The following is a 24180-nucleotide window of genomic DNA, read 5'->3' on the forward strand; positions in this document are numbered from 1 at the left end:
GTGTCGCCCGTAACGGTGGAAACACCTAATTTCCCCGGGCATTTGTCACCTTCGTGAAAGAATGGTTGCCCCATTTTTCGAGCTTCACAAGCCGAATCGCAGGGCCTGACGCCACCATGCAAAAAGCCGCTCAGAGAGCGGCTTTTTGCATGGGTAGCGCAGTTCAGACCACTTTGGCAATCGCTTGGCAGACGTAGTCGATGTTCTTGCTGTTGAGCGCGGCCACGCACATGCGGCCGGTGTCGGTGCCATAGACGCCGAACTCGCTGCGCAGGCGCACCATCTGGTCTTTGGTGAGGCCCGAGTAGCTGAACATGCCGATCTGGGTGGTGATGAAGCTCATGTCCTGCTTTACACCGGCGGCCTTCAGACCGTCGACCAGCTTCTGGCGCATCGCTTTGATGCGCACGCGCATCTCGCCCAGTTCCTGTTCCCACAGGGCACGCAGCTCGGGGTTGTTCAGTACAGCGGCCACCACCGCGCCGCCGTGGATCGGCGGGTTTGAGTAGTTGGTGCGTATCACGATCTTCAGTTGCGACAGCACACGGCCACATTCTTCCTGGCTCTCGCACACCACCGACAGGGCGCCCACGCGCTCGCCATACAAACTGAAGCTCTTCGAGAAGCTGGTGGAGACAAAGAAAGTCAGGCCCGCCGCCACAAATTTGCCGATCACGGCGCCGTCTTCGGCGATGCCGTAGCCGAAACCCTGGTAGGCCATGTCGAGGAACGCGGTCAGGTTGCGCGCTTTCACCACGGCGATCACCTGATCCCACTGGGTGGCGGTGATGTCGTAGCCGGTGGGGTTGTGACAGCAGGCGTGCAGCAGCACGATGGTGCCGGCTGCGGCAGCGTTCAGGCTGGCCAGCATGCCGTCGAAGTCCACACCGCGCTTCTCGGGGTCGTAGTACACGTAGCTTTCAACGGCGAAGCCGGCGCTGGTGAACAGAGCGCGGTGGTTTTCCCAGCTGGGGTCGGAAATCAGCACGGTGGCGTTGGGGCTGACCTTTTTCAGGAAGTCGGCGCCGATCTTCAGACCGCCCGTGCCGCCAATGCCTTGCACCGTGGCCACGCGGCCGCTCTTGACGACGTCGCTGTCGGCGCCAAAGACGAGGCCTTTGACGGCCGCGTCGTAGGCGACGATGCCGTCGATGGGCAGGTACCCACGGGCCGTGGGCTTTTCCATCATGGTCTTTTCAGCGGCTTGCACGCACTGCAACAGCGGCAGTTTGCCGTTGTCGTCGAAATACACGCCAACGCCCAGGTTGACCTTGTTGGGGTTGGTGTCGGCAGCGAACTGTTCGTTCAGACCCAGGATGGGGTCGCGCGGGGCCATTTCGACGGCGGTGAACAAAGACATGAATATCCTTTGGAAGTTGTCAGTAGCGTGATTTACGGGGCTCGGTTAGCCTTGCAGGTTGCCCTAGATTTTACCTGTGCCCTATCCGGGCCAGCCGAGCGCTCCATGCCAAAAATTGCAGAAGTCATGCCGGAAATACCCAACGGGGAGTTCATCCGTTTTCCCGGTTCGCCGTTCGAGCTCTTCATGCCTTATCCGCCAGCGGGCGACCAGCCCACCGCCATCGAGCAACTGGTGGAGGGCATCAACGACGGCGAGGTGTTCCAGACCCTGCTGGGCGTGACCGGCTCGGGCAAGACCTTCACCATGGCCAATGTGATCTCCCGCATGGGCCGCCCGGCCATCGTGTTCGCGCCCAACAAGACGCTGGCCGCGCAGCTGTACAGCGAGTTCCGCGAGTTCTTTCCGAAGAACGCGGTCGAGTACTTCGTCAGCTACTACGATTACTACCAGCCCGAGGCCTATGTGCCGCAGCGCGACCTGTTCATTGAGAAGGACAGCGCGATCAACGAGCACATCGAGCAGATGCGCCTCTCGTGCACCAAGAGCATCCTGGAGCGGCGCGACGTGGTGATCGTGGCCACGGTCTCGGCCATCTATGGCATCGGCAAGCCCGAGAGCTACCACCAGATGGTGATGCTGCTGCGGGTGGGCGACAAGATGGGCCAGCGCGACCTGATCGCGCAGCTGGTGCGCATGCAGTACGCGCGCAATGAGGCCGATTTTTCGCGTGGCAAGTTCCGCGTGCGAGGCGACACCATCGACGTGTTTCCGGCCGAACACAGCGAGATGGCGATCCGCATTGAGCTGTTCGACGACGAGGTGGAAACCCTGCAACTCTTCGATCCGCTCACCGGCAAGGTGCGGCAGAAGATCCCGCGTTTCACCGTCTACCCCAGCAGCCACTACGTGACTCCGCGCGAGCAGGTGCTCAACGCGGTGGAGCTGATCAAGGAAGAGTTGCGCGTGCGCCTGGCGCAACTGGTGGGCATGGGCAAGCTGGTGGAGGCGCAGCGGCTGGAACAGCGCACCCGTTTTGATCTGGAAATGCTCAGCGAAGTGGGGCACTGCAAGGGCATCGAAAACTATTCGCGCCATCTGGCCGGCAGTGCTGAGGGCGAGCCGCCTTCCACGCTGACGGACTATTTGCCCAAAGACGCGCTGATGTTCCTGGACGAAAGCCACGTGCTCATGGGTCAGTTCGGTGGCATGTACAACGGCGACCGCGCCCGCAAGACCACGCTGGTGGAATACGGTTTCCGCCTGCCCAGCGCGCTGGACAACCGGCCGCTCAAGCTCGAAGAGTTCGAGCAGCGCATGCGCCAGGTGGTGTTCGTCTCGGCCACGCCGGCCGACTACGAAAAGACGCACGCCGGCCAGGTGGTGGAGCAGGTGGTGCGGCCCACCGGCCTGGTAGACCCTGAAGTGGAAGTGCGCCCCGCCACGCACCAGGTGGACGACGTGTTGCAGGAAATTCGCATCCGCGTGGAAAAGAACGAGCGGGTTCTCATCACCACGCTGACCAAGCGCATGGCCGAGCAACTGACCGACTATTTGACAGAAAACGGCGTCAAGGTGCGCTACCTGCACAGTGATGTGGACACGGTGGAGCGCGTGGAAATCTTGCGCGACCTCCGGTTGGGCGCGTTCGACGTGTTGGTGGGTATCAACCTGCTGCGCGAGGGGCTGGACATTCCCGAGGTGTCTCTGGTCGCCATTCTCGATGCCGACAAAGAGGGCTTTCTGCGCTCCGAACGCAGCCTGATCCAGACCATTGGCCGCGCCGCGCGCAACCTGAACGGCCGGGCCATCCTCTACGCGGACCGCACCACCGATTCGATGGCGCGGGCCATCGGCGAGACCGAGCGCCGCCGCACCAAACAGATCGCGCACAACCTGGCCATGGGCATCGAGCCGCGTAGCATCAACAAGCGCATCAAGGACCTGATCGACGGCGTGTACAGCGAAAAGGCCGGCAAGGAAGCCGACCGCCTGGCCGCCGAGAGCGCGCTGCGTGCCAGCGTGGAGGACATGAGCGAGAAGGACGTGGCGCGCGAGATCAAGCGGCTGGAGAAGCTGATGCTGGAGCACGCGCGCAACCTCGAATTCGAGAAGGCGGCCAGCGTGCGAGACCAGCTCTCAAGGCTCAAGGCTCAGCTGTTTGGTGCTTCTGGGCGGGAAAATATCGCCTGAGCTTCTGCCCCACAATGGAGGCTCAAGCGCCCACGCCGGGGCCGGCCAACAGTGTCGGGTCGTGGGCATCTCAAATAAGAAGACGCCATTTCACCTATGTCAGCTTTGCCTGCGCCGCGCGAGTCGGCCACCAAGGACGATGTCACGCGCATCTACCTGATTGAAGACGATCCCGCGATCCTGCAATTTGTCCAGCAAGCGCTGTTGTCCCGTCCCGCGTGGCGACTGGTGGGTCTTTCTGCCAGCCTGGATCATGCGCGACGGCATGCCTTGGCCGACGACGAGTCCAATGTGTTTCTGGTGGACCTCGGGCTGCCGGACGGGCGGGGGGAGGAACTGTTGCACTGGTTGTCCCAAGAGCGACCCGATGCCGAGTTGCTGGTGTTCACCGTGTTTGGCGGGGAGTCGAGGTTGGTGGCGGCCTTGCAGGCCGGCGCCACGGGGTACGTCCTCAAAGGTTGCCGGTCGGAGGAGCTGATTGCTGCGATTGAGCAAATCCGCGAGGGGGGCGCTCCCATTTCACCGTTGCTGGCTCGAATGCTGTTGAAGCAGTTCCGTGTGGCCCCAGACGCGCCTGCCTCCTCGTTGCCCCTCCACGAGGTGCTGCTGTCCGAGCGCGAAACCGAGGTGCTCAAGCTGGTGGCTCAGGGTTATGTGAACAAGGAGATCGCGCAGCGCTTGGTCATCTCGCCCGCCACGGTGGGCTCGCACATCAAGAACCTGTACCGCAAGCTTGCGGTCCACAGCCGTGTGCAGGTGGTCCGGGTGGCGCAGGAGCGCGGGTTGCTGTGATGCCCACCAACTCCGTGACCCGTCGGATACTGGCCACGCCAGCCTATCTGTCGGCCGGGCTGCTGGTGGTGACCCTCTTCGTCGGCCTGTTCTGGGTGTCCCGAACGGGGTCGCTCGACGGTGCGTATGCGATCCGTCAGGCGCTGGTCTCCCACGCCCAGCCAGGGGTCGATCAGCAGACCAGGGTGAGCCTGCCTCATGTGTGGGACGACCAGACGCCGCGATGGCATGGCGAGGCCCGCTATCGGCTGGACTGGCCTGCAGGTCTGACTGACGAACGCCCGCTCGCCTTGTTGTTGCCCCGCGTGGGTGCGCGCTACCGTGTGTGGCTCAACGGACAGGAAGTGAGTGACCGTTTCTGGACGCGGTCGGGCTTTGTCGACACCGCGCTGGTGCCGCACCTGGTGTCGCTGCCCAAGGCCTGGCTTGCGGTGAGTCCTGGTGCCAACCAGCTGGATATTGAGGTGCGGGGACAGCCTCTGCGCAAAAGCGGACTGTCCATCGTCTATCTCGGTGATGCAGATGCGCTGAACCAGCGCTACGAGCAGCTCATGTGGTGGCAGGTGTACGCGACATGGATGGTGGCCGCCTGCTCGCTCATGGTGGGTCTGATGTCGCTGCTGATGTGGCTGCAGACCCGCGAGCGCATGTTTGGCCTGCTCGTGGGCGCGACGTTCGCCTGGACCGTGCGCCTGGCGCTGACGCCCATGGAGACGCCGCCCATGACGTTCGAGGTCTGGTACTACCTCCACAAGCTGTCCTTCACCGTCTACTGCGGTTGTCTGTACCTTTTCATGTGGGACCTCTTCGACTACCGCCAGGGTTACATCCGGAGCTTCGTCCATGGCTTGCTGGTGGTGGGACCGGTGTGGCTGGCGATCACGGTCTATTACAACCAGTACGACATGTACCGCCTCTGGATGGGCATCATCACCGCCATTTCCGCGGTGGCGCTGGTGAAGCTCTTTCATCGCGCCCGGTGGGGGTTGGATTCCAACCAGCGCCTCATGATGCTGGTGGGCATGGCCACCATGGCCACCGGTGTGCGTGACTTTGCAGTGGTCAACATGGGTGCGCCCGGTGATGCCGACATCCGGTGGATGAACGTGGGCTCGCTGATGCTCTTGTATGCCCTGGGCTGGGTGCTGGTGCGCCGCACCGTTTCTTCGATGGAGCAGGTGGGTCGTCTGAACGCTGCACTGGCCCAGAAGGTGAGTGATCGCGAGAGCGAGTTGCATCGCCTGTTCGAGCGCCTGCGTGTGGTGGAGAGCCAGCGGGTGCTGGAAGGTGAGCGCCGGCGACTCACGCGGGACATGCACGACGGACTGGGCAGCCAACTGGTGCAGGCGCTGAACGTGGTTCGCAGCAGCGGTGAGCAGGTGGACAGTGCGGCGGTGGCCGCCATGCTGGATCATGCGCTGGAAGACCTGCGCATGACGCTGGACTCGCTGGAACCGATGGAGGGTGACCTGCCCACCATCTTGGGGACCCTTCGTCAGCGCATCGCGCCTGCGCTGCAGGCGGCGGGCATCGATCTCGACTGGCAGGTGCAGGACGTGCCCGCCATTCCCGGCTTGGAGGCGCGAGGCGTGCTCCATGTGTTCCGCTGTCTGCAAGAGGTGTTTGCCAACATCGTGAAGCATGCCCAGGCCAGCCGCGTGACGGTGCGGACACAGGAGATCAACGGACACGTGGAGCTCAGTGTCAGTGACGACGGCGTGGGGCTTGGCGCGCTGCAGGAGGGTGGTTTCAGGGATGGCGGTCGGGGAATCGGCCACATCCGCTTGCGAGCGGCTGAATTGGGGGTGCAGGTTCACTTTGGTGGAGCGAATCCGGGCACCTGTGTGCGCTTCCTGTTCCCACTGCAGTCCCCGCCTTTTGACCTTGTCTCATCGGAGCCGATGGAGCCTGGACAACCTGCCTTGCTCTGACCGCTGGCACGCCGCGAATGGCGGGAGAGGTGTATACTCGATCAAAATAGTCGGATAACAGTTTGACAATGCAACTGCTCTCGATGCAGTTGGGGTGGGTGGAGAAACCGCTGGTTGGAAACTGGGATTTCAGCCAGTCATTGAACGACGTCCAAGCCTCACGAACAGGAGCTTCACATGCGCCTCACGACCAAAGGCCGCTTTGCGGTCACTGCCATGATCGACCTGGCCTTGCGCCAGAACAACGGGCCCGTCACGCTCGCGGCCATCAGCCAGCGCCAGCAGATTTCGCTCTCTTATCTAGAGCAGTTGTTTGGCAAGCTGCGCCGCCACGAATTGGTGGAGTCCACCCGGGGACCCGGTGGGGGCTACACGCTCGGCCGCAAAGCGACCGACATCACCGTCGCAGACATCATTGTGTCGGTGGACGAGCCGATCGATGCAACACAATGCGGTGGCAAGGAAAACTGCTTGGGCGAGGGCAATCGCTGTATGACCCACGAACTGTGGGCCACCTTGAACGCCAAGATGGTGGATTTTCTCGACTCCGTGTCCTTGCAGTCGCTCGTGAACGAGCAGCTCGCCAAGGGCGTGGTGGTGGAAAACGCACCCATGATCAAGCGCGCCATTTCCAGCGCTCCGGTGGTCAAGCCGATCCGGGTCAATGCCCCGAATTCGGTGTTTGCTCTCGGCAACGCATTTTCCAAATAGTCGGTGAAGCGGTGGATGAGCGCCCTGTGGCGCCGATGAGCCGCGACCCCGGAAGCCCAGCCAGCCCTCTTCTTTGTCAGTCATGAGCACTCCTCACTTCCCCATCTACATGGACTACAGCGCCACCAACCCCTGCGACCCGCGGGTGGTGGATGCGATGATTCCCTGGTTGCGCGAACACTTCGGCAACCCGGCCTCACGCAGCCACGCCTGGGGTTGGGAAGCCGAGAAGGCCGTGGAAACGGCGCGTGAACAAGTGGCTGCGCTGATCAATGCCGACCCGCGTGAAATCGTCTGGACCAGCGGTGCGACCGAGTCCAATAACTTGGCTTTGAAGGGCGCTGCGCAGTTCTACAAGACCAAGGGCAAGCACCTGATCACGGTGAAAACCGAACACAAGGCCGTGCTGGACACCATGCGCGAGCTGGAGCGCCAGGGCTTTGAAGTCAGCTACCTCGATGTGCAGGCCGATGGTCTGCTGGACCTTGAGGTGTTCAAGGCCGCGATCCGACCGGACACCATCCTTGCCTCGGTCATGTTCGTGAACAACGAGATCGGTGTGATTCAGGACATCGCCGCCATCGGCGCGATCTGCCGCGAAAAGGGTGTGATCTTTCATGTGGACGCGGCGCAAGCCACCGGCCGTGTGGACATCGACCTGCAGACGCTGCCGGTTGACCTGATGAGCCTGACCAGCCACAAGACCTACGGCCCCAAGGGCATCGGTGCCTTGTACGTGCGCCGCAAGCCGCGTATCCGCATCGAGGCGCAGATGCACGGCGGCGGACACGAGCGCGGCATGCGTTCGGGCACGTTGCCCACCCACCAGTGCGTGGGCATGGGCGAGGCCTACCGCATTGCCAAAGAAGAGATGCACGCTGAGAACGTACGCATCAAGGCACTGCATGACCGCATGTTGGCGGGCCTGAAAGATGTGGAAGAGGTGTTCATCAACGGCCATGAGACTCAGCGCGTGCCGCACAACCTGAACATGAGTTTCAACTATGTCGAAGGCGAGTCGCTGATCATGGGCATCAAGGGGTTGGCCGTATCGTCTGGCTCGGCCTGTACGTCCGCCAGTCTGGAGCCCAGCTACGTGTTGCGCGCCCTGGGCCGCAGCGACGAACTGGCCCACAGCAGCCTGCGCATGACCATTGGCCGCTGGACCACTGAAGAAGAGATCGATTACGCGATCGGCACCATCAAGGAAAACGTGGCGAAGCTGCGTGAGTTGTCCCCCCTGTGGGAAATGTTCAAAGACGGCATTGATATCTCGACGATTCAATGGGCCGCACACTGAAGGAGAAAGACCATGGCTTATTCAGAAAAGGTCGTTGACCACTACGAGAATCCTCGCAATGTCGGTTCGTTCGACAAAGGCGACGAATCGGTCGGTACCGGCATGGTGGGTGCACCCGCCTGCGGCGACGTGATGAAGCTGCAGATCAAGGTGAACCCGACCACGGGCGTGATCGAAGACGCGCGCTTCAAGACCTACGGTTGCGGCTCGGCGATTGCTTCGTCGTCGCTGGTGACCGAATGGGTCAAAGGCAAGACGCTGGACCAGGCGGCCGCGCTGAAGAACAGCGAGATCGCTGAAGAGCTGGCGCTGCCGCCGGTGAAGATCCACTGCTCCATCTTGGCCGAAGACGCGATCAAGGCTGCGGTGGATGACTACCGCAAAAAGCACCTGAACTGATTTTTGTCCGGTCCCTCGAAACCATGTCCATCTCGATCTCAGAAGCCGCAGCCCGCCACGTCACCCGTTACATTGCCAAACGCGGCAAGGGTGTGGGTGTTCGGCTGGGCGTCAAAACCACTGGCTGCTCAGGTTTGGCCTACAAGCTGGAATATGCCGACGAGATTGCCCCCGAAGATGTGGTGTTCGAGGACAACGGCGTCAAGGTGCTGGTGGACCCCAAGAGCCTGGCCTACATCGACGGCACGCAGCTGGACTTTGTGCGCGAAGGTCTGAACGAAGGCTTTCGATTCAACAACCCCAACGAGCGTGATCGTTGCGGCTGTGGTGAGAGCTTCCGTATCTGATACTGTTGCCGGACCAACCACTTGCGGCCGCCAGTGCGTCACGTCCTGGCGGCTTTTTAACGCCATGAACCTGCTGTCCAACGATTTCGACATCTTCGGTATCACTCCAACGTTTGGATTGAACCGCGACGCCCTTGATCAACGCTGGAAAGACCTGCAGCGTGAAGCCCATCCGGACCGTTTCTCCACGGCCGACGCCCAGGCCCAGCGCCAGGCCATGCAGTGGTCGGTGCGCATCAATGAGGCCTATCAGCGCCTGAAGGACCCGCTCAAACGCGCGGCCTACCTGTGCGAACTCAACGGTGCGCCGATTCAGGCCGAGAACAACACCGCCATGCCCGCCGCGTTTCTGATGCAGCAGATGCAATGGCGAGAGGACCTGGAAGAAGCCCGAGACAGTGAGGCTCTGGAGCGCATGGCGGACGAGGTGGCCGCGTCACGCCAGACCATGCTGACCCAGCTGCAACAAACCGCCGACGAGCAGCGCGACTTCACCGCGCTGGCCCAGCAGGTCAGAGCCCTTATGTTTGTTGAGCGCTTTGCCCGTGACGTGGAAAACCGGCTCGATCAACTGGGACAATAGCAGGCTGTCTTTCGCAGCCCTCCGTTTTCCTGTTCCACCGACACCCGCGCCCATGGCACTCCTGCAGATTTCCGAACCCGGCCAGTCCCTCGATCCGCACCAGCGCCGCGTGGCGGTGGGTATCGACTTGGGCACCACGCATTCGTTGGTGGCTGCGGTGCGCCACGGCGTGTCCGAATGCCTGCCTTCAACCGACGGTCGGGTGATTTTGCCGAGCGTGGTGCGTTACCTTGATCCGGCACAAGGCGGCTCGGGTCGACAAATCGGCTTTGATGCATTGGCCGCGCAAGTCAGCGACCCCGCCAACACCGTGAGCTCGGTCAAGCGCCTGATGGGCCGCACACGCGCCCAGGTGGCCGACGTGGACAAGCTGCCCTACACGGTGGTGGACGAGAACGGCATGGCCGTGATCGAGACCGTGGCCGGGCGCAAGACGCCGATGGAAGTCAGCGCTGAAATTCTCGCCACGCTGCGCTTCCGGGCCGAGGACAGCTTTGACGACGAACTGTTTGGTGCGGTGGTCACTGTGCCTGCGTACTTCGATGACGCACAACGCCAGGCCACCAAAGACGCAGCGCAGCTCGCCGGCATCAACGTGCTGCGCCTGATCAACGAGCCCACGGCGGCAGCGATTGCCTACGGTCTGGACAATGGCTCCGAGGGCGTCTACGCCATCTACGATCTGGGCGGCGGCACCTTCGATATCTCCATCCTGTGCCTGACGCGCGGCGTCTTCGAGGTCATGGCCACGGGCGGCGATTCGGCCCTGGGCGGTGACGACTACGACCAGGCGCTGGCCGCTTGGGTGTTGGAGCAGCAGGGCGTGACCCTGTTGCCGAACGCCTCAGAGCGCGCTGGTTTGCACGCCGAAGCCCGCCGCTGCAAAGAGGCCCTGTCTGGTGTGGACGCTGCAACAGGCTCCGTCGTGTTTGAAGCCACCATCGCCGGTCAGGCACTGCGCCAGACCGTGACCCCAGCCGAGTTCGAAGCCTGCACCGCAGCGCTCACCGCACGCACCATGACCGCCGTGCGCAAGGTGCTGCGCGATGCCGGCCTCGGCAAAGACGAAGTCAAAGGCGTGGTGATGGTCGGCGGCTCGACCCGCATGCCGGTGATCCGCCGCACCGTGGGCGAGTTCTTCGGTCAGGAGCCGCTGACCAACCTGAACCCCGATGAGGTGGTGGCGCTGGGTGCGGCCATCCAGGCCAACGCGCTCGCCGGCAACAGCCGCGACGGCGACCTGCTGTTGCTCGACGTGATCCCGCTCTCACTCGGCATCGAAACCATGGGCGGCCTGGTCGAACGCATCGTGCCGCGCAACAGCCCCATCCCCACCGCCCTGGCGCAAGATTTCACGACCTACCAGGACGGCCAGACCGCACTGGCGTTGCACGTGGTGCAGGGCGAGCGCGATCTGGTGGCCGACTGCCGCAGCCTCGCGCGCTTCACGCTGCGCGGCATCCCTCCCATGGCGGCGGGTGCGGCGCGCATCCGCGTGAGCTTCACGGTCGATGCCGATGGCCTGCTGTCGGTGCATGCGAAAGAGCAGGGCAGTGGCGTGGAAACCCAGATCGACGTCAAGCCTTCTTACGGTTTGTCGGACGAGCAGATCGCGTCGATGTTGAAAGACAGCTTCGCCACCGCTCAGCAAGACATGGCCGCCCGTGCGCTGGGCGAGGCCCGGGTGGATGCCGACCGCATGATCGCCGCCACCCGCAGCGCCCTGGCCGCCGACGGGGACCTGCTGGACGCCGCCGAGCGCGAGGCTATCCATTTGCTGATGAACCAACTCACCGAGGTCGCGACTGGCGCCGAGGCCGCTGTGATCGAGGCCGCGACCACCGCCCTGGCCAAAGGCACCGAGGCGTTCGCCGCCATGCGCATGAACCGGGGCATCCAGCACGCCCTGGCTGGCAAGCGGCTGGAAGAAGTCTGACACGCACCCAAGGCCAAAGAACCCATGCCCATCATTAAGATATTGCCCCACCCCGAATACTGCCCACAAGGCACCGAGGTCAGCGCGCCCGCTGGCACCTCCATCTGTGAGGCCCTGCTGGACAATGACATTTCGATCGAGCACGCCTGCGACATGGTGTGCGCCTGCACCACCTGCCACGTCATCGTGCGCGAGGGCTACAACAGCCTCAGCGATCTCGACGAGAACGAAGAAGACATGCTTGATCGCGCCTGGGGCCTGGAGCCGCAGTCCCGCCTGTCGTGCCAGGCCATCCTGGCGCAGCAGGACGTGACGATCGAAATCCCGAAGTATTCGATCAACCACGCCAAAGAGAACCACTGATGCGTCAGATCGTCCTGGACACGGAAACCACCGGCCTGTCGGCTGAAAACGGCGACCGCATCATTGAGATTGGCTGCGTCGAGTTGTTCAACCGCAAGCTCACCGGCAACAACCTGCATTTCTATGTCAACCCGGAGCGCGACAGCCACGAAGACGCGCTCAAGGTGCACGGCATCAGCAACGAGTTTCTGCGCGACAAACCGAAGTTCGCCCAGATCGCAGACGAGGTGCTTGCGTACCTCAAAGATGCCGAACTCATCATCCACAACGCGCCGTTTGACATCAGCTTCCTGAACAAGGAACTGGAGCGATTGAAGCGACCGCCGATGAAAACCCATGTGGTGGGTGTGATCGACACGCTGGTGATGGCCAAAGAGATGTTCCCTGGCAAGCGCAATGGCCTTGATGCCTTGTGTGATCGCCTGGAGGTGGACAACTCCAGCCGCACCTTGCACGGCGCCTTGCTGGATGCTGAATTGCTGGCCGATGTGTACATCAACATGACGCGCGGTCAAGATGCGTTGTTGATGGAAGTGGGCGCCACCGAGGTGGCTGGTGAGGTGGCGGTGCTGGTGGATCTCAGTCAGGTGATGTTGCCGGTGCTGCGGGCCAACGAGCAAGAGGCGGCGGCCCACGAGAGTGCCTTGGCGGACATCGACAAGGCGTGCAAAGGCAAAACACTCTGGCGTCAACTGGAAATGGCATGAGTTGCACCACAATCCAAAAGATCAACAAAAACAGGCTATAATTTGAGGCTTCCGAATGATCGGGTCGAAAAAACAGAGATCATTTGGGCGGTTAGCTCAGGGGTAGAGCACGTCCTTCACACGGACGGGGTCGCAGGTTCGAAACCTGCACCGCCCACCAAGACAGTGTTATGAGACAACGGCCTGCGCCACCTTCGGGTGGCGTTGTCGTTTCTATCGATCACCGACCCTAGGCAAGGGGCGTATCACTTTGCATTCTCGGCCTCGGCTGCTGCTGCTTCCATCTGCTGCGGCGAGGTCGGTGGGGAGCTGATTGTTCAGCGCCACGCCGTAGAGCGCGACCAGCAAGACGACGAACACACCGCTCAAACCCCCGGAGCAGTTCAACCGGTCTTCAACGTCGATTCCATCAAACCCCTCGTGACCCGTGGCGGCTCGTCACCCAGATGGAACGCCAACTTGCGGTCGCGCAGCGCCACATCAGCGGCGGTGACGCGATCAAAGCGCCGCAGGTGATCGGTCCAGGACTCGTCGATGATGACTTCGACGAAGCGGCTGGGTTCGTGGATGTCGTGCAGCAGCTCCCAGGACAAGGCCCCGTGACGCAGACGGCTGCGACGGCCTTCGCCCAGCATCAGATTCCGGAACTCGGTCGCGCGCGCCGGGTCGACGCGGTATTCGATCATCACCATCACGTGACCTTGGGAAGGGGGTTCGTGGATCTGTGGTGCTGGAAAAATGCGCTTGGGCGTGAGGTCGTCTTCCATCCCTGCATCAGGCATCAGGCGGTTGGCGAGGAACATGGAGAAAAGCCCCGTCACGGACGCGATGCCCAGGCTGACCGGCACACTGGTCCAGGTGGCCACCTGGCCCCAGATCGCAGCCCCTGTGGCGCTGGCACCCATGATCGCCATCTGGTAGATCGACATGCCGCGCGCGCGCACCCAGTCGGGCAGGCCCATCTGGATCGAGACGCTGAGTGTGTTGGCTGTGGTGATCCAGGCCGCGCCACCCAGGAACATCGCCGGCACGGCCACCGAGACCTGGTCGGTCCACGCCATCGTCGCCATGGCACCCGCCTGCAGTGCTGCGCCGCGCAAGACGAGACCGTCGCGTGCGTACCGGCGGCGCAATCCGGGCAGGAAGGCTGTGGAAGCAATGGCGCCCGTTCCCATGGCCGCCAGCAGCAAGGTGAAGGTGCCCGCTCCGCCACCCTGCATGCCGCGCGCCAGCAGGGCCAGCAGCGCCATTAGCGCGGTTGAATGGAAGAAGAAGATCGAGATGCGCAGCAGCACGCCCTTCAGATGGTAGGACTGGGCCACGTACTGCAGGCCCACGCGCATCGCGCTGCCCAGGCGCTCACGCCCCAATGGGTTGGGTGTGTGTTCGCGCTTCCAGCGGCTGATGATGACCGCAGCCGCCACCGACAGCACCGCGTTGAGCAAGAACACCCAGGCGCTGCCAGCGCTGGCGATCAGCGCGCCAGCCACCAGCGGACCGATGATGCGCGAGGCGTTCATCGACACGCCGTTGAGCGCCAGCGCTGCCGGCAACTGGTGCCGGGGCACGAGCTCGGGCACGATGGCCGAGAACACCGGCCAGCGCATGGCCAGTCCGATGCCGTTGGCGAAGGTCAGCGCCAGCAGCAGGGCGGGCGACATCACGTCCAGGAAGACGAAGACGCTCAGGATCGCCGCCACCACCGCGATCCATAGCTGCGTGACGAGGAAATAGCGCTTGCGGTCCAGGCTGTCAGCCAGCGCGCCGCTGGGCAAGCCCAGCAGGAACACCGGCAGGGTGGAGGCCGTCTGCACCAGCGCGACCCAGAGCGGCGTGGTGGTGAGCGAGGTCATCATCCAGGCTGCCGCCACATCGCTCATCCACATGCACACGTTGGCCATGAGCCAGGTGGTCCACAACATGCGGAAGACGGGTAAGCGCAAAGGCGCTAACGGTGAAAGATCTTGGTCGGCCGTGGTCATGGTCGAACTGTACGGGACTGGCATATCCCCCGGCGGATTCAAGTTCGTCAGCCCGAACAGGACGCCACAACGATGGCGGGTGTTGCCTGCAAAATTCAATCTTCCGCATCCATCGCGGAATGGAAGATTCAGCTTCGAATGAGTCCAGAACCATCGATCATGCCAATGTCCACACAACGACTGCCTTCTTCCAGCGCCGCGCAAAGCCGTCGCCAAGCCGGTCGGCGATGGAGAAAGTGCATACAAATACACGATCAGGCCCTGCAGGCGTTCACTGATGCGCAGGGACTTTGGCAAAGACTTCGGTACGCAGCGCCTGGTCAACCGCCACCCACGCACGAGTTGCGCCAGCGAGGCAAATCCCATCCATGCGCCGACCCCCTCGCGAGGCAAGGGCAAGTCTTCATCGGCATGCGGCGCGATCAGCAGTCAGAAAACCCTGTACCTTCGACGCCTTGGTGGGTTTTCAGCTGGATGTTGTCCCGAGGAGCGCTGTATGGAACGGATGGATGTTGTGGTGATCGGTGCCGGAGTGGTGGGTCTGACGGTGGCTCGCGCCCTGGCCCTGGCGGGCCGCGAGGTCATGGTGTTGGAGCGCGAGGGTGCCATCGGGTCCGGGACCAGCTCCCGCAACAGCGAGGTGATCCACGCAGGCATCTACTATCCCGCCGGATCTCTCAAGGCGCGTCTGTGTGTGGAAGGGCGCGACCGGTTGTATGCGTACTGTGGGGAGCGCTCCGTCGCCCACCGCCGTTGCGGCAAGCTCATCGTGGCCCACACACCTTCACAAGTGGCGGCCTTACCGGCCATTCTGGAGAGGGCGCGGGCCAACGGCGTGCACGATCTGCGGCTGTTGCGCCGGGACGAAGCGAGGACGCTGGAGGCGCAGCTCGAATGTGAGGCGGCAGTGCTCTCTCCATCGACCGGTATTGTCGACAGCCACGGCCTGATGCTCAGCCTGCAGGGCGACTTGGAAAATGCAGGGGGACTGGTGGCCTGTCACACCGAGGTGACGGCCGTTCAGGCCCATGCCGACGGTCTGGACGTCGTCACACTGGACGGCACGGTGTTGAGGGCTCGCAGCGTGGTCAATGCTGCAGGCCTCCACGCCTGTGACCTCGCCCGGCGCACGAGAGGTCTGAACTCGGCCCATGTGCCTAAGCCCTGGTACGCCAAGGGCAGCTACTTCACCTTGAGTGGTCGCTCGCCGTTTCAGCACCTGATCTACCCTGCACCGGAGCCCGACAGGCACTTGGCCGGGCTGGGTGTGCATCTCACCATCGATCTGGGTGGTCAGGCGAAATTCGGTCCTGATGTGCAGTGGACCGACCGTCCTGACGATCTGGTGGTGGACCCTGCGCGTGGCACGTCTTTCTACGCCGAAGTGCGCCGCTACTGGCCCGCCTTGCCCGACGGTGCCTTGATGCCCGGTTACGCCGGCATGCGTCCCAAGATCAACGGCCCCGACGAGCCGGCCGCCGATTTCCGCATCGACGGACCCGAGCGCCATGGCGTGGCCGGGTTGGTGAATCTGTTCGGCATCGAGTCCCCGGGGCTGACCAGTTGTCTGGCGATCGGCGAACGCGTGGCGTTGCTGCTCTGAAGGGCCATGAAGCGCCTGAAGCCGGCGGCGTTCAGGCCGCCGCTTCGGCGCGAGCGTTCTTGAGGGTCTGCGCCGATGCCCACACCAGCGACGGCCCCTTGTAGATGAGGCCGGTGTAGATCTGGACCAGGTTGGCGCCCGCCTGAACCTTGCTCAGCGCGTCCTGGGCGCTCATCACGCCACCCACGCCAATGATGGGGAAGCTCTTGCCCAGACAGGCCCTCAGCTGGCGAATCACGCGGTTGCTGGCTTCGAGCACCGGAGCCCCCGAGAGGCCGCCCGCTTCTTCGGCGTGGGGCAAGCCCTTGACGGCGTCGCGGCTCAGCGTGGTGTTGGTCGCGATCACGCCCCAGGTGTTGTTGGCGCCACCGGTGCTGTCGGCGCCGTAGCGCATCAGCGTGGCAGCAATGACCTCCACCTGGGTGTCGTCAAGGTCGGGCGCGATCTTGAGGAAGACGGGGATGCGTTGCCCCGTTTGCTGCGCCAATTGCTCGCGACGCTCCGAGACCGCGCCGAGCAGGGCGTCCAGGGCCTCGTCGCTTTGCAGGCTGCGCAGGTTCTTGGTGTTGGGGCTGGAGATGTTGACGGTCACGTAGTCAGCGTGCGGGTAAACGCCGCTCAGGCAGGTGAGGTAGTCCTCGGTTGCCCTTTCGATCGGCGTGGCGGCGTTCTTGCCGATGTTCAGTCCCAGCAGCATCGGGCTCACGCCGCCCTGATCGCGGAACCGGGCCCGCTGCACATTGGCAATGAAGGACGCCAGCCCCTCGTTGTTGAAACCCAGGCGGTTGATCAAGGCATTGGCCTTCGGCAGGCGGAACATGCGCGGCTTGGGATTGCCCGGCTGCGGCAGGGGGGTGACCGTGCCGACCTCGATAAAGCCGAAGCCCATAGCGGCTAAGCCGTCGATGCAGCGGGCGTTCTTGTCAAGTCCGGCGGCCAGGCCGACGCGGTTGGGGAACTGCAGGCCGGCGAGCGTGAACGGGTCGTTGACCCGGGGCTCGCTGTAGAGGCAGGTCAGCGGGGAGTGCTGCAGTGTTGCCAGGCTGCCCAGCGTGAGTTCGTGGGCGGCTTCGGGATCGAGGCCGAACAGGAAGGGGCGGGCAACGGCGTAGGGCAGAAGTGACATTGGATAATCGTGGGATTCTTTGTTACCGCTGATTCTCTCAAATGACCCAAGATGAACTCAAAGCCCTGGTCGGGCAGGCCGCCCTTCAGTACGTGACCCCGGGCGAAGTGGTGGGGGTGGGCACGGGCTCCACCGTCAACAAGTTCATCGATGCGCTTGCCTCGATGAAAGACCAGATTCCGGGTGCAGTGTCAAGCTCTGAAGCCTCAACCGCCCGCATGCGCGCCCTGGGCATCCCGGTGCTGGACGCCGGCGAGGTCACCGAGCTGTCGGTGTACATCGATGGCGCCGACGAGATCGATGCGCGGGGATTCATGGTCAAGGGCGGTGGGGCCGCGCTGACCCGTGAAAAGATTGTTGCAGCCATGTCCAAGCGCTTTGTCTGCATTGCCGACGAGTCCAAGATGGTGTCGGTGCTGGGTGCTTTTCCGCTGCCAGTGGAGGTGATTCCCATGGCTGCGGCGCGCTTGGTGTGGCAGTTTCAACAACTGGGCGGCCAAGCCCATGTGCGGTTGAAAGACGGCCAACCTCTGGTGACCGACAACGGCCAGCACATTCTGGATGTCACGGGCCTGCAGATCACCGATCCGCTGGGGTTTGAAAGCCAGGTCAACCAATGGCCTGGCGTGGTCACGGTGGGGGTATTTGCCCACCAGAAAGCCCATGTCTGTCTGCTCGGCACGCCCGACGGCGTCAAGACCCTGAACTTCTGACGCCTGCCTCGGGGCTCAGAAGCGGATGCCGCCCGAGCCTTCCACGGTGGGCGCCGCAGGCGTGTCAACCGGTGCAGCCGGGCGTGTTCCCGTGGTCTCTTTGGGTGGCGGCGCCGCAGGAAGCGTCTTGGCCTCCACCAAAGCCGTGGCCGCGGGGCGCCGGTAGCTGGCGGGCAAGACCGACTGTTTGGGGTACCCGGCCGCGTCGAGGTACTGGTTCCACTCTGATTCTGAATAACCCTTGACCTGTTGGCTGCCGATGGTGAGCAAGGGCAGGCTGTTGGTGTTGCTCAGCCGCTTGAACGCCGTGCCGTCGTCGGCGGAGTTGACGGTTTTTTCCGTGTAGGGGATGCCGCGCGCGTTCAGCATGTTCCGGCCGTTGTTGCAGGGGGTGCAGTCGCTGCCGGTGTACAGGGTGACCGGGTACCGGCCCACCACTTGGCGCAGTTCGGATGGCAGCTGAGCGCCCCCGCTGGCACCAGCCGACACGCCGGCCACCGGCTTGGCGTTGGCGCTGGGTGGCGGGGGTTGGTCGGAGTAGCTCACCCGACCGTCGGGACCGACGATGCGGTAGACACCTTGGGCCAAGGCCCAAGGTGTGGCGAGTGCACCCAGCAACATGGCTGCGGCCATGATGCCGGCTGGTTTTGGGGTCTGAATCGCGATGTGCTTCATGTCATCTCCTGTCAACCATTTCAACGGGCGGTTCATGCCATGCCCTGGTGACGCAGCAGGGCGTCGATGCCAGGCTCACGGCCGCGGAAGGCCTTGAACGACTCCATGGCGGGACGGCTGCCGCCCGCTTCCAGAATGGCCGCACGGTACCGACGACCCGTGGCGACGTCCAGCGTGCTGTGACCGCCGGCTTTCGCCGCTTCTTCAAAGGCGGCGTAAGCGTCGGCCGACAGCACCTCGGCCCACTTGTAGCTGTAGTAGCCAGCGGAGTAGCCACCTGCAAAGATGTGGCTGAAGGTGTGTGGTGTACGGCTGTAGGCCGGGGGCTGAAGCACCGCGACTTCGTCGCGCACCTGTTGCTGCAGCGCGAGAATGGCCTCGCCACTGGTGGCAGGTGGGGTCTGGCTGTGCAGCAGCATGTCGAACAGCGAAAACTCCACCTGGCGCAGGGTCTGCAGGCCGCTCTGGTAGTTCTTGGCGGCGAGCATCTTGTCGAACAGCGCACGGGGCAGCGGCTCGCCCGTATCCACGTGGGCGGTCATGTGCTTGAGCACGTCCCATTCCCAGCAGAAATTTTCCATGAACTGGCTGGGCAATTCGACCGCGTCCCATTCCACACCGCTGATACCCGACACATCGCGCTCGTTCACCTGCGTCAGCATGTGGTGCAGGCCGTGCCCGAACTCATGGAAAAGGGTGATCACGTCGTCGTGCGTGAGCAGTGGGGGCTTGCCGTTCACGCCCTCGGCGAAATTGCAGACGAGGTGGGCCACGGGGGTTTGCAGCGTACCCGTGTCTGGTCGCAGCCAGCGGGCGCGCACATCGTCCATCCAGGCGCCACCCCGCTTGCCGGTGCGCGCGGCCGGGTCCAGGTAAAACTGGCCGACCAGCTGAGTGCCCGCGGGTGTGTGGCGCTCGATGCGGTAGAACTCAACACCGGCGTTCCAGACTGGCGCTGTGTCGCGACGAATGACCACCTCAAACAGGGTTTCGACGATCTGGAACAGGCCAGCCAGCACCTTGGGTGCGGTGAAGTAGGGTTTGACTTCCTGCTCACTGAAGGCGTATCGCGCTTCCTTGAGTTTTTCGCCGATGTAGGGCCAGTCCCAGGCTTGGGGATCGTTCAGCCCCGATTCGGTGCTGGCGAAGGCGCGCAGATCGGCCAGATCTTGCTCGGCGTAGGGGCGGGCTTTGTGGCCCAGATCGCGCAGGAAGCTGACCACCTGCTCGGGCGACTCGGCCATCTTGGGCACCAGCGACACATCCGCATAGTGACGATGGCCCAGAAGCAGGGCCTCTTCATGGCGCAGTGCCAGCAGCTCGGCCATGATGGTCGCGTTGTCGAAGCGCTTGGCGTCGTCGGGTGCCTGGTCGCTGGCACGCGTGACGTACGCCCGGTAGAGCTTTTCGCGCAATCCACTGCTGTGTGCAAACTGCATCACCGGCAGGTAGCAGGGCATCTTGAGAGTGAGCTTGTGGCCCGCCTGACCATCGGCCTGAGCCGCAGCCGAGGTGGCCTGCAGCACATCGGGCGGAACGCCCGCCATCTCTTCGGCTGACACCACAAGGCTGAAGGCATCGGTGGCATCCAGCGCGTTTTCGCTGAACTTCTGCCCCAATTCGGCCTGTCGTTCCTGCAGCCAGGCGAAACGTTCACGGGCCTCGCCCTGGAGTTCGGCGCCACCGAGCACGAAGCTGCGCATGGCGTTGCGGTGGGCCTGAGCCTGCTCGGCGTTCAGAAGGGTCAGGTCCATCGACCGGTATTTGGCGAACAGCCGTTCATCCGAGCCCAGGCGGGTCCAGAACTCCGTGACACGCGGCAGGGCCTCGTTGTGGGCCGCACGCAACTCTGGCGTGTCGGCCACGCTGTTGAGGTGTCCGACCGCTCCCCAAGCCCGCGAGAGGCGTTCCGTGGCAACGTCCAACACCCGGGAGATCGCTGTCCAGTCACTGGGGAAGTCGTTGGCGGTGACGGTATCAAGAGCGGTGTCGGCCTCTTTCAACAGTGCGTTCACCGCGGGAGCCACATGGCCGGGCGCGATGGCATCAAAGAGAGGCAGGCCTGAGAAATCCAGTAAAGGGTTGGCAGCGGAGATGTTCATGCGTTCTCAGTAGGGGCGCAGGGGTAAAACTTCAAGGCTCGCTGGTGGAGCTTCCACCCATATCGCGTCAGCGAGCGCTTTTCTTGATGCTCTTCTTCAGAACCTTGGCGCGCTTGACCTGCCCGCCGGGGGTCAGGCGCTGGTTGCCGAGCACACGCACCACCTTCACTTCGGGGCGCTGGCCGCCGCGGCTGCTGAATTTCAGCACCTTCACGTCGCGCGGGCCGGGCATGCGGTCTTCGTCCGTCGCTTTTTCCTTCTCGGGCACCGGGCGCCAGAGCACCAGCAGCTTGCCGATGTGCTGGATCGGCGCAGCGTCGAGTTCGTCGGCCAGGGTCTGCAGCATGGCTTCGCGAGCAGCGCGGTCGTCGCTGAAGACGCGGACCTTGATCAGGCCGTGGGCCTTGAGCGCGCCGTCGACTTCTTTCTTGACGGAGGGGCTCAAGCCGTCGCCGCCAACGAGGACGACGGGATCGAGGTGGTGGGCATCGGCGCGGTGGACTTTGCGCTGGGCGGGAGTGAGTGTGATCTGGGGCATGGGACAATTATCGTTTACACAGAAGCCGGGCGTCCCTTATGGGCATGAAAGTCAAAACCAAAAGCAAGAAGGTCAACAAGGCGTGGTTGAACGACCACGTGAATGACCCTTACGTCAAGCTCGCGAGCCGAGAAGGTTACCGGGCGCGAGCCGCCTACAAGCTCAAGGAGATTGACGAATCCCTTGGGCTGATCCGCCCCGGTGATTGCGTGGTGGACCTGGGGTCGACCCCCGGAGCCTGGAGCCAGTACATCCGCCGCCGACTGAGCCCGCAGGGCGCTGCTGTGGGGGCGCTGCATGGGCACATCCTGGCGCTGGACCTGTTGCCGATGGACGCTGTGGAGGGAGTGCACTTCATTCAGGGCGACTTTCGCGAACCAGCCGTGCTGGCTGAGCTGGAACAGGCCCTGATCGATCGTGGCATCCAGACGGTGGACGTGGTGGTGTCCGACATGGCCCCGAACCTGTCCGGTATCGGCACCGCTGATGCGGCTCGCATCATCGATTTGGTGGAGCTGGCGGTGGATTTTTCGGTCAAACATCTCAAGCCGAGCGGCGCGCTGGTGGTCAAGTTGTTCCACGGCGGGGCATACGACCCGATGGTTGCGCTGTTTCGGCAGACCTTCAAGGTGGTCAAACCGTTCAAGCCCAAGGCTTCGCGCGACAAGTCTTCTGAAACCTTTCTGGTGGGCATGGGTCTCAAGAATTGAGGTTTTCTCCACGTTTACGGGGGAAACACCGACCATTTCATTGACATTGCCACGTCAAAGATCAATTCAAGGTCATCTTGAAAGACCTAAAATGATCTCAACATGCCTTATTCCGACAATGTTCTAGCCAGGAGCCGCACTTGAACAACCAGTGGTTCTCGAAAATCGCCGTGTGGATGGTCATCGCCATGGTGCTTTTCACTGTTTTCAAGCAGTTTGATGGCCGCACCTCTGCGGGTGCCGGTACCGTTGGATATTCCGAGTTTCTCGACTTGGTCAAATCTGGCGGGCTCAAATCCGCCACCATCCAGGAAGGGCAAGGCGGTACCGAAATCGTGGCTGTCACGCAAGATGACCGCCGCGTGCGCACCACGGCCACCTACCTCGACCGCGGGTTGGTGGGTGACCTGATCAACAACAACGTGAAGTTCGACGTTCGCCCCCGAGAAGAGGGCTCGCTGCTGATGACCCTCTTGGTGAGTTGGGGCCCGATGCTGCTGCTGATCGGCGTCTGGGTGTATTTCATGCGGCAGATGCAGGGCGGCGGCAAGGGCGGAGCGTTCAGTTTCGGCAAGAGCAAAGCCCGCATGCTCGACGAGAACAACAACACCGTGACTTTCGCCGATGTGGCCGGTTGCGACGAGGCCAAGGAAGAGGTGAAGGAGGTCGTGGACTTTCTGAAAGATCCTGCCAAATTCCAAAAACTGGGCGGCCGCATTCCACGCGGGCTGTTGCTGGTCGGCCCTCCCGGTACTGGTAAAACCTTGCTCGCCAAGGGCATTGCCGGCGAAGCGAAGGTGCCGTTCTTCAGCATTTCGGGCTCCGACTTTGTGGAAATGTTCGTCGGCGTGGGCGCTGCCCGTGTGCGCGACATGTTCGAGAACGCCAAGAAGAATGCGCCCTGCATCATCTTCATCGACGAAATCGATGCCGTTGGCCGTCAACGCGGTGCGGGCCTGGGTGGTGGCAACGATGAACGCGAACAGACCTTGAACCAGATGCTGGTCGAGATGGATGGCTTCGAGACCAACCTGGGTGTGATTGTGGTGGCCGCCACCAACCGGCCGGACATTCTTGATGCCGCCTTGCTGCGCCCGGGTCGCTTCGACCGTCAGGTCTACGTGACGCTGCCGGACATCCGTGGGCGCGAGCAGATCCTGAACGTGCACATGCGCAAGGTGCCGCTGGGCGCCGACGTGAACCCAAGCGTGATCGCCCGTGGGACGCCTGGCATGAGCGGCGCCGATCTCGCCAACCTGTGCAACGAGGCCGCTTTGATGGCTGCGCGCCGCAACGCCCGTGTGGTCGAGATGCAGGACTTCGAAAAGGCCAAGGACAAGATCTTCATGGGTCCAGAGCGCAAGAGCATGGTGATGCCAGAGGAGGAGCGCCGCAACACGGCCTACCACGAGTCGGGCCACGCGCTGATCGGCAAACTGCTGCCGAAGTGCGATCCGGTGCACAAGGTCACCATCATCCCGCGCGGCCGTGCGCTGGGCGTGACCATGAGCCTGCCGGCGCAGGACCGCTACAGCTACGACAAGGATTACATGCTGAACCAGATCAGCATGCTCTTTGGTGGCCGCATCGCGGAAGAAGTGTTCATGAACCAGATGACCACCGGCGCTTCAAACGACTTCGAGCGCGCCACGTCGATTGCTCGTGACATGGTGATGCGCTACGGCATGACGGATGCGCTTGGCCCTATGGTGTACGCCGAGAATGAGGGTGAGGTGTTTCTGGGCCGTTCGGTGACCAAGACCACCAACATGAGCGAGCAAACCATGCAGAAGGTGGACGCCGAGGTGCGCCGCATCATTGACCAGCAGTACAAACTGGCGCGTGGCCTGATCGAAGAGCACAGTGACAAGATGCACGCCATGGCCAAGGCCTTGTTGGAATGGGAGACCATCGACGCTGAGCAGATCGACGACATCATGGCAGGTAAGCCACCACGTCCGCCGAAAGATTGGACGCCGCGCAACCCGTCTGTGGGTGGCGGGGGCAGTGGCGGTACACCGGCAGTGACAGCTGATCCGGCGCCTAGCGCGGCCTGATTCAGTTTTTTACTTGCACTCACGGGGCCTCATGGCCCCGTTTTCATTGGAG

Annotated in this window: 21 protein-coding genes and 1 tRNA gene; 16 read left to right on the forward strand and 6 right to left on the reverse strand. The window is 62.9% G+C overall.

Annotation, left to right across the window (positions count from 1 at the left end; translation table 11 throughout):
* Nucleotides 1-163 precede the first annotated feature (163 nt).
* A complete protein-coding gene (locus tag B0E41_RS11850) occupies nt 164-1360 on the reverse strand; it encodes an amino acid aminotransferase (protein ID WP_077331341.1) in 1197 nt (398 codons plus the stop codon).
* A 105-nt stretch (nt 1361-1465) separates the two neighbouring features.
* Between B0E41_RS11850 and uvrB the strand changes: the two genes are divergently transcribed.
* The 12 genes from uvrB (at nt 1466) to B0E41_RS11910 (ending at nt 12782) form a co-directional block, all read left to right on the forward strand.
* Entirely contained in the window at nt 1466-3553 is a 2088-nt protein-coding gene (gene uvrB / locus B0E41_RS11855) for an excinuclease ABC subunit UvrB (RefSeq protein WP_077331342.1), read from the forward strand.
* Nucleotides 3554-3649: 96 nt separating this feature from the next.
* A complete protein-coding gene (locus B0E41_RS11860) occupies nt 3650-4345 on the forward strand; it encodes a response regulator transcription factor (protein ID WP_077331343.1) in 696 nt (231 codons plus the stop codon).
* Complete coding sequence (locus tag B0E41_RS11865) at nt 4345-6276, forward strand: ATP-binding protein (protein WP_077331344.1); 1932 nt, start codon at nt 4345-4347, stop codon at nt 6274-6276. The genes B0E41_RS11860 and B0E41_RS11865 overlap by 1 nt, the downstream gene beginning before the upstream one ends.
* Before the next feature lie 177 nt (nt 6277-6453).
* Complete coding sequence (iscR, locus tag B0E41_RS11870) at nt 6454-6987, forward strand: Fe-S cluster assembly transcriptional regulator IscR (RefSeq protein WP_077331345.1); 534 nt, start codon at nt 6454-6456, stop codon at nt 6985-6987.
* Between the two features lie 82 nt (nt 6988-7069).
* Nucleotides 7070-8287 (forward strand): IscS subfamily cysteine desulfurase, encoded by a 1218-nt coding sequence (locus tag B0E41_RS11875; RefSeq protein ID WP_077331346.1) that lies wholly within the window; start codon nt 7070-7072, stop codon nt 8285-8287.
* A 12-nt stretch (nt 8288-8299) separates the two neighbouring features.
* Nucleotides 8300-8686, forward strand: coding sequence for a Fe-S cluster assembly scaffold IscU (gene iscU / locus B0E41_RS11880; RefSeq protein WP_077331347.1), 387 nt, complete (start codon nt 8300-8302; stop codon nt 8684-8686).
* A 23-nt stretch (nt 8687-8709) separates the two neighbouring features.
* Nucleotides 8710-9033, forward strand: a complete 324-nt coding sequence (gene iscA / locus B0E41_RS11885) for an iron-sulfur cluster assembly protein IscA (RefSeq protein ID WP_077331348.1) — start codon at nt 8710-8712, stop codon at nt 9031-9033.
* A gap of 64 nt (nt 9034-9097) precedes the next feature.
* Nucleotides 9098-9616, forward strand: coding sequence for a Fe-S protein assembly co-chaperone HscB (gene hscB, locus B0E41_RS11890; protein ID WP_077331349.1), 519 nt, complete (start codon nt 9098-9100; stop codon nt 9614-9616).
* 52 nt (nt 9617-9668) lie between these two features.
* Nucleotides 9669-11552 (forward strand): Fe-S protein assembly chaperone HscA, encoded by a 1884-nt coding sequence (gene hscA, locus B0E41_RS11895; protein WP_077331350.1) that lies wholly within the window; start codon nt 9669-9671, stop codon nt 11550-11552.
* 24 nt (nt 11553-11576) lie between these two features.
* The gene (gene fdx / locus B0E41_RS11900; protein ID WP_077331386.1) at nt 11577-11915 is read left to right on the forward strand and encodes an ISC system 2Fe-2S type ferredoxin; all 339 of its coding nucleotides are present in this window, start codon (nt 11577-11579) and stop codon (nt 11913-11915) included.
* Nucleotides 11915-12622, forward strand: coding sequence for a DNA polymerase III subunit epsilon (dnaQ, locus tag B0E41_RS11905; protein ID WP_171984738.1), 708 nt, complete (start codon nt 11915-11917; stop codon nt 12620-12622). Before fdx ends, dnaQ begins: the two co-directional genes overlap by 1 nt.
* An 85-nt stretch (nt 12623-12707) precedes the next feature.
* A tRNA-Val gene (locus B0E41_RS11910) sits at nt 12708-12782 on the forward strand.
* A 223-nt stretch (nt 12783-13005) separates the two neighbouring features.
* Here B0E41_RS11910 and B0E41_RS11915 read toward each other — a convergent pair.
* Nucleotides 13006-14604 (reverse strand): MFS transporter, encoded by a 1599-nt coding sequence (locus B0E41_RS11915; RefSeq protein WP_077331351.1) that lies wholly within the window; start codon nt 14602-14604, stop codon nt 13006-13008.
* Between the two features lie 496 nt (nt 14605-15100).
* Between B0E41_RS11915 and B0E41_RS11920 the strand changes: the two genes are divergently transcribed.
* Entirely contained in the window at nt 15101-16207 is a 1107-nt protein-coding gene (locus B0E41_RS11920; RefSeq protein ID WP_077331352.1) for an NAD(P)/FAD-dependent oxidoreductase, read from the forward strand.
* Between the two features lie 31 nt (nt 16208-16238).
* Here the strand turns inward: B0E41_RS11920 and B0E41_RS11925 are convergent, their stop codons facing one another.
* Nucleotides 16239-17333 (reverse strand): quinone-dependent dihydroorotate dehydrogenase, encoded by a 1095-nt coding sequence (locus B0E41_RS11925; RefSeq protein ID WP_077331353.1) that lies wholly within the window; start codon nt 17331-17333, stop codon nt 16239-16241.
* A gap of 41 nt (nt 17334-17374) precedes the next feature.
* On the opposite strand from B0E41_RS11925, the gene rpiA reads away from it, so the two are divergent.
* Nucleotides 17375-18046 carry a ribose-5-phosphate isomerase RpiA gene (gene rpiA / locus B0E41_RS11930; protein WP_077331354.1) on the forward strand — a complete coding sequence of 224 codons (672 nt, stop codon included), beginning with the start codon at nt 17375-17377 and terminating at the stop codon, nt 18044-18046.
* A gap of 15 nt (nt 18047-18061) precedes the next feature.
* Here rpiA and B0E41_RS11935 read toward each other — a convergent pair whose 3' ends face one another.
* From B0E41_RS11935 to B0E41_RS11945, 3 genes are all read right to left on the reverse strand, one after another.
* A complete protein-coding gene (locus tag B0E41_RS11935; protein WP_077331355.1) occupies nt 18062-18721 on the reverse strand; it encodes a glutaredoxin family protein in 660 nt (219 codons plus the stop codon).
* Nucleotides 18722-18753: 32 nt separating this feature from the next.
* Nucleotides 18754-20823, reverse strand: coding sequence for a M3 family metallopeptidase (locus tag B0E41_RS11940; RefSeq protein WP_077331356.1), 2070 nt, complete (start codon nt 20821-20823; stop codon nt 18754-18756).
* Between the two features lie 67 nt (nt 20824-20890).
* Nucleotides 20891-21361 (reverse strand): YhbY family RNA-binding protein, encoded by a 471-nt coding sequence (locus B0E41_RS11945; protein ID WP_077331357.1) that lies wholly within the window; start codon nt 21359-21361, stop codon nt 20891-20893.
* A 44-nt stretch (nt 21362-21405) separates the two neighbouring features.
* Between B0E41_RS11945 and B0E41_RS11950 the strand changes: the two genes are divergently transcribed.
* Nucleotides 21406-22071, forward strand: a complete 666-nt coding sequence (locus tag B0E41_RS11950) for an RlmE family RNA methyltransferase (protein WP_077331387.1) — start codon at nt 21406-21408, stop codon at nt 22069-22071.
* 140 nt (nt 22072-22211) lie between these two features.
* Entirely contained in the window at nt 22212-24128 is a 1917-nt protein-coding gene (ftsH, locus tag B0E41_RS11955; protein ID WP_077331358.1) for an ATP-dependent zinc metalloprotease FtsH, read from the forward strand.
* Nucleotides 24129-24180 lie beyond the last annotated feature (52 nt).

Origin of the sequence: Hydrogenophaga sp. A37 (genome assembly GCF_002001205.1) — a bacterium.
Classification (GTDB): Bacteria; Pseudomonadota; Gammaproteobacteria; order Burkholderiales; family Burkholderiaceae_C; genus Hydrogenophaga.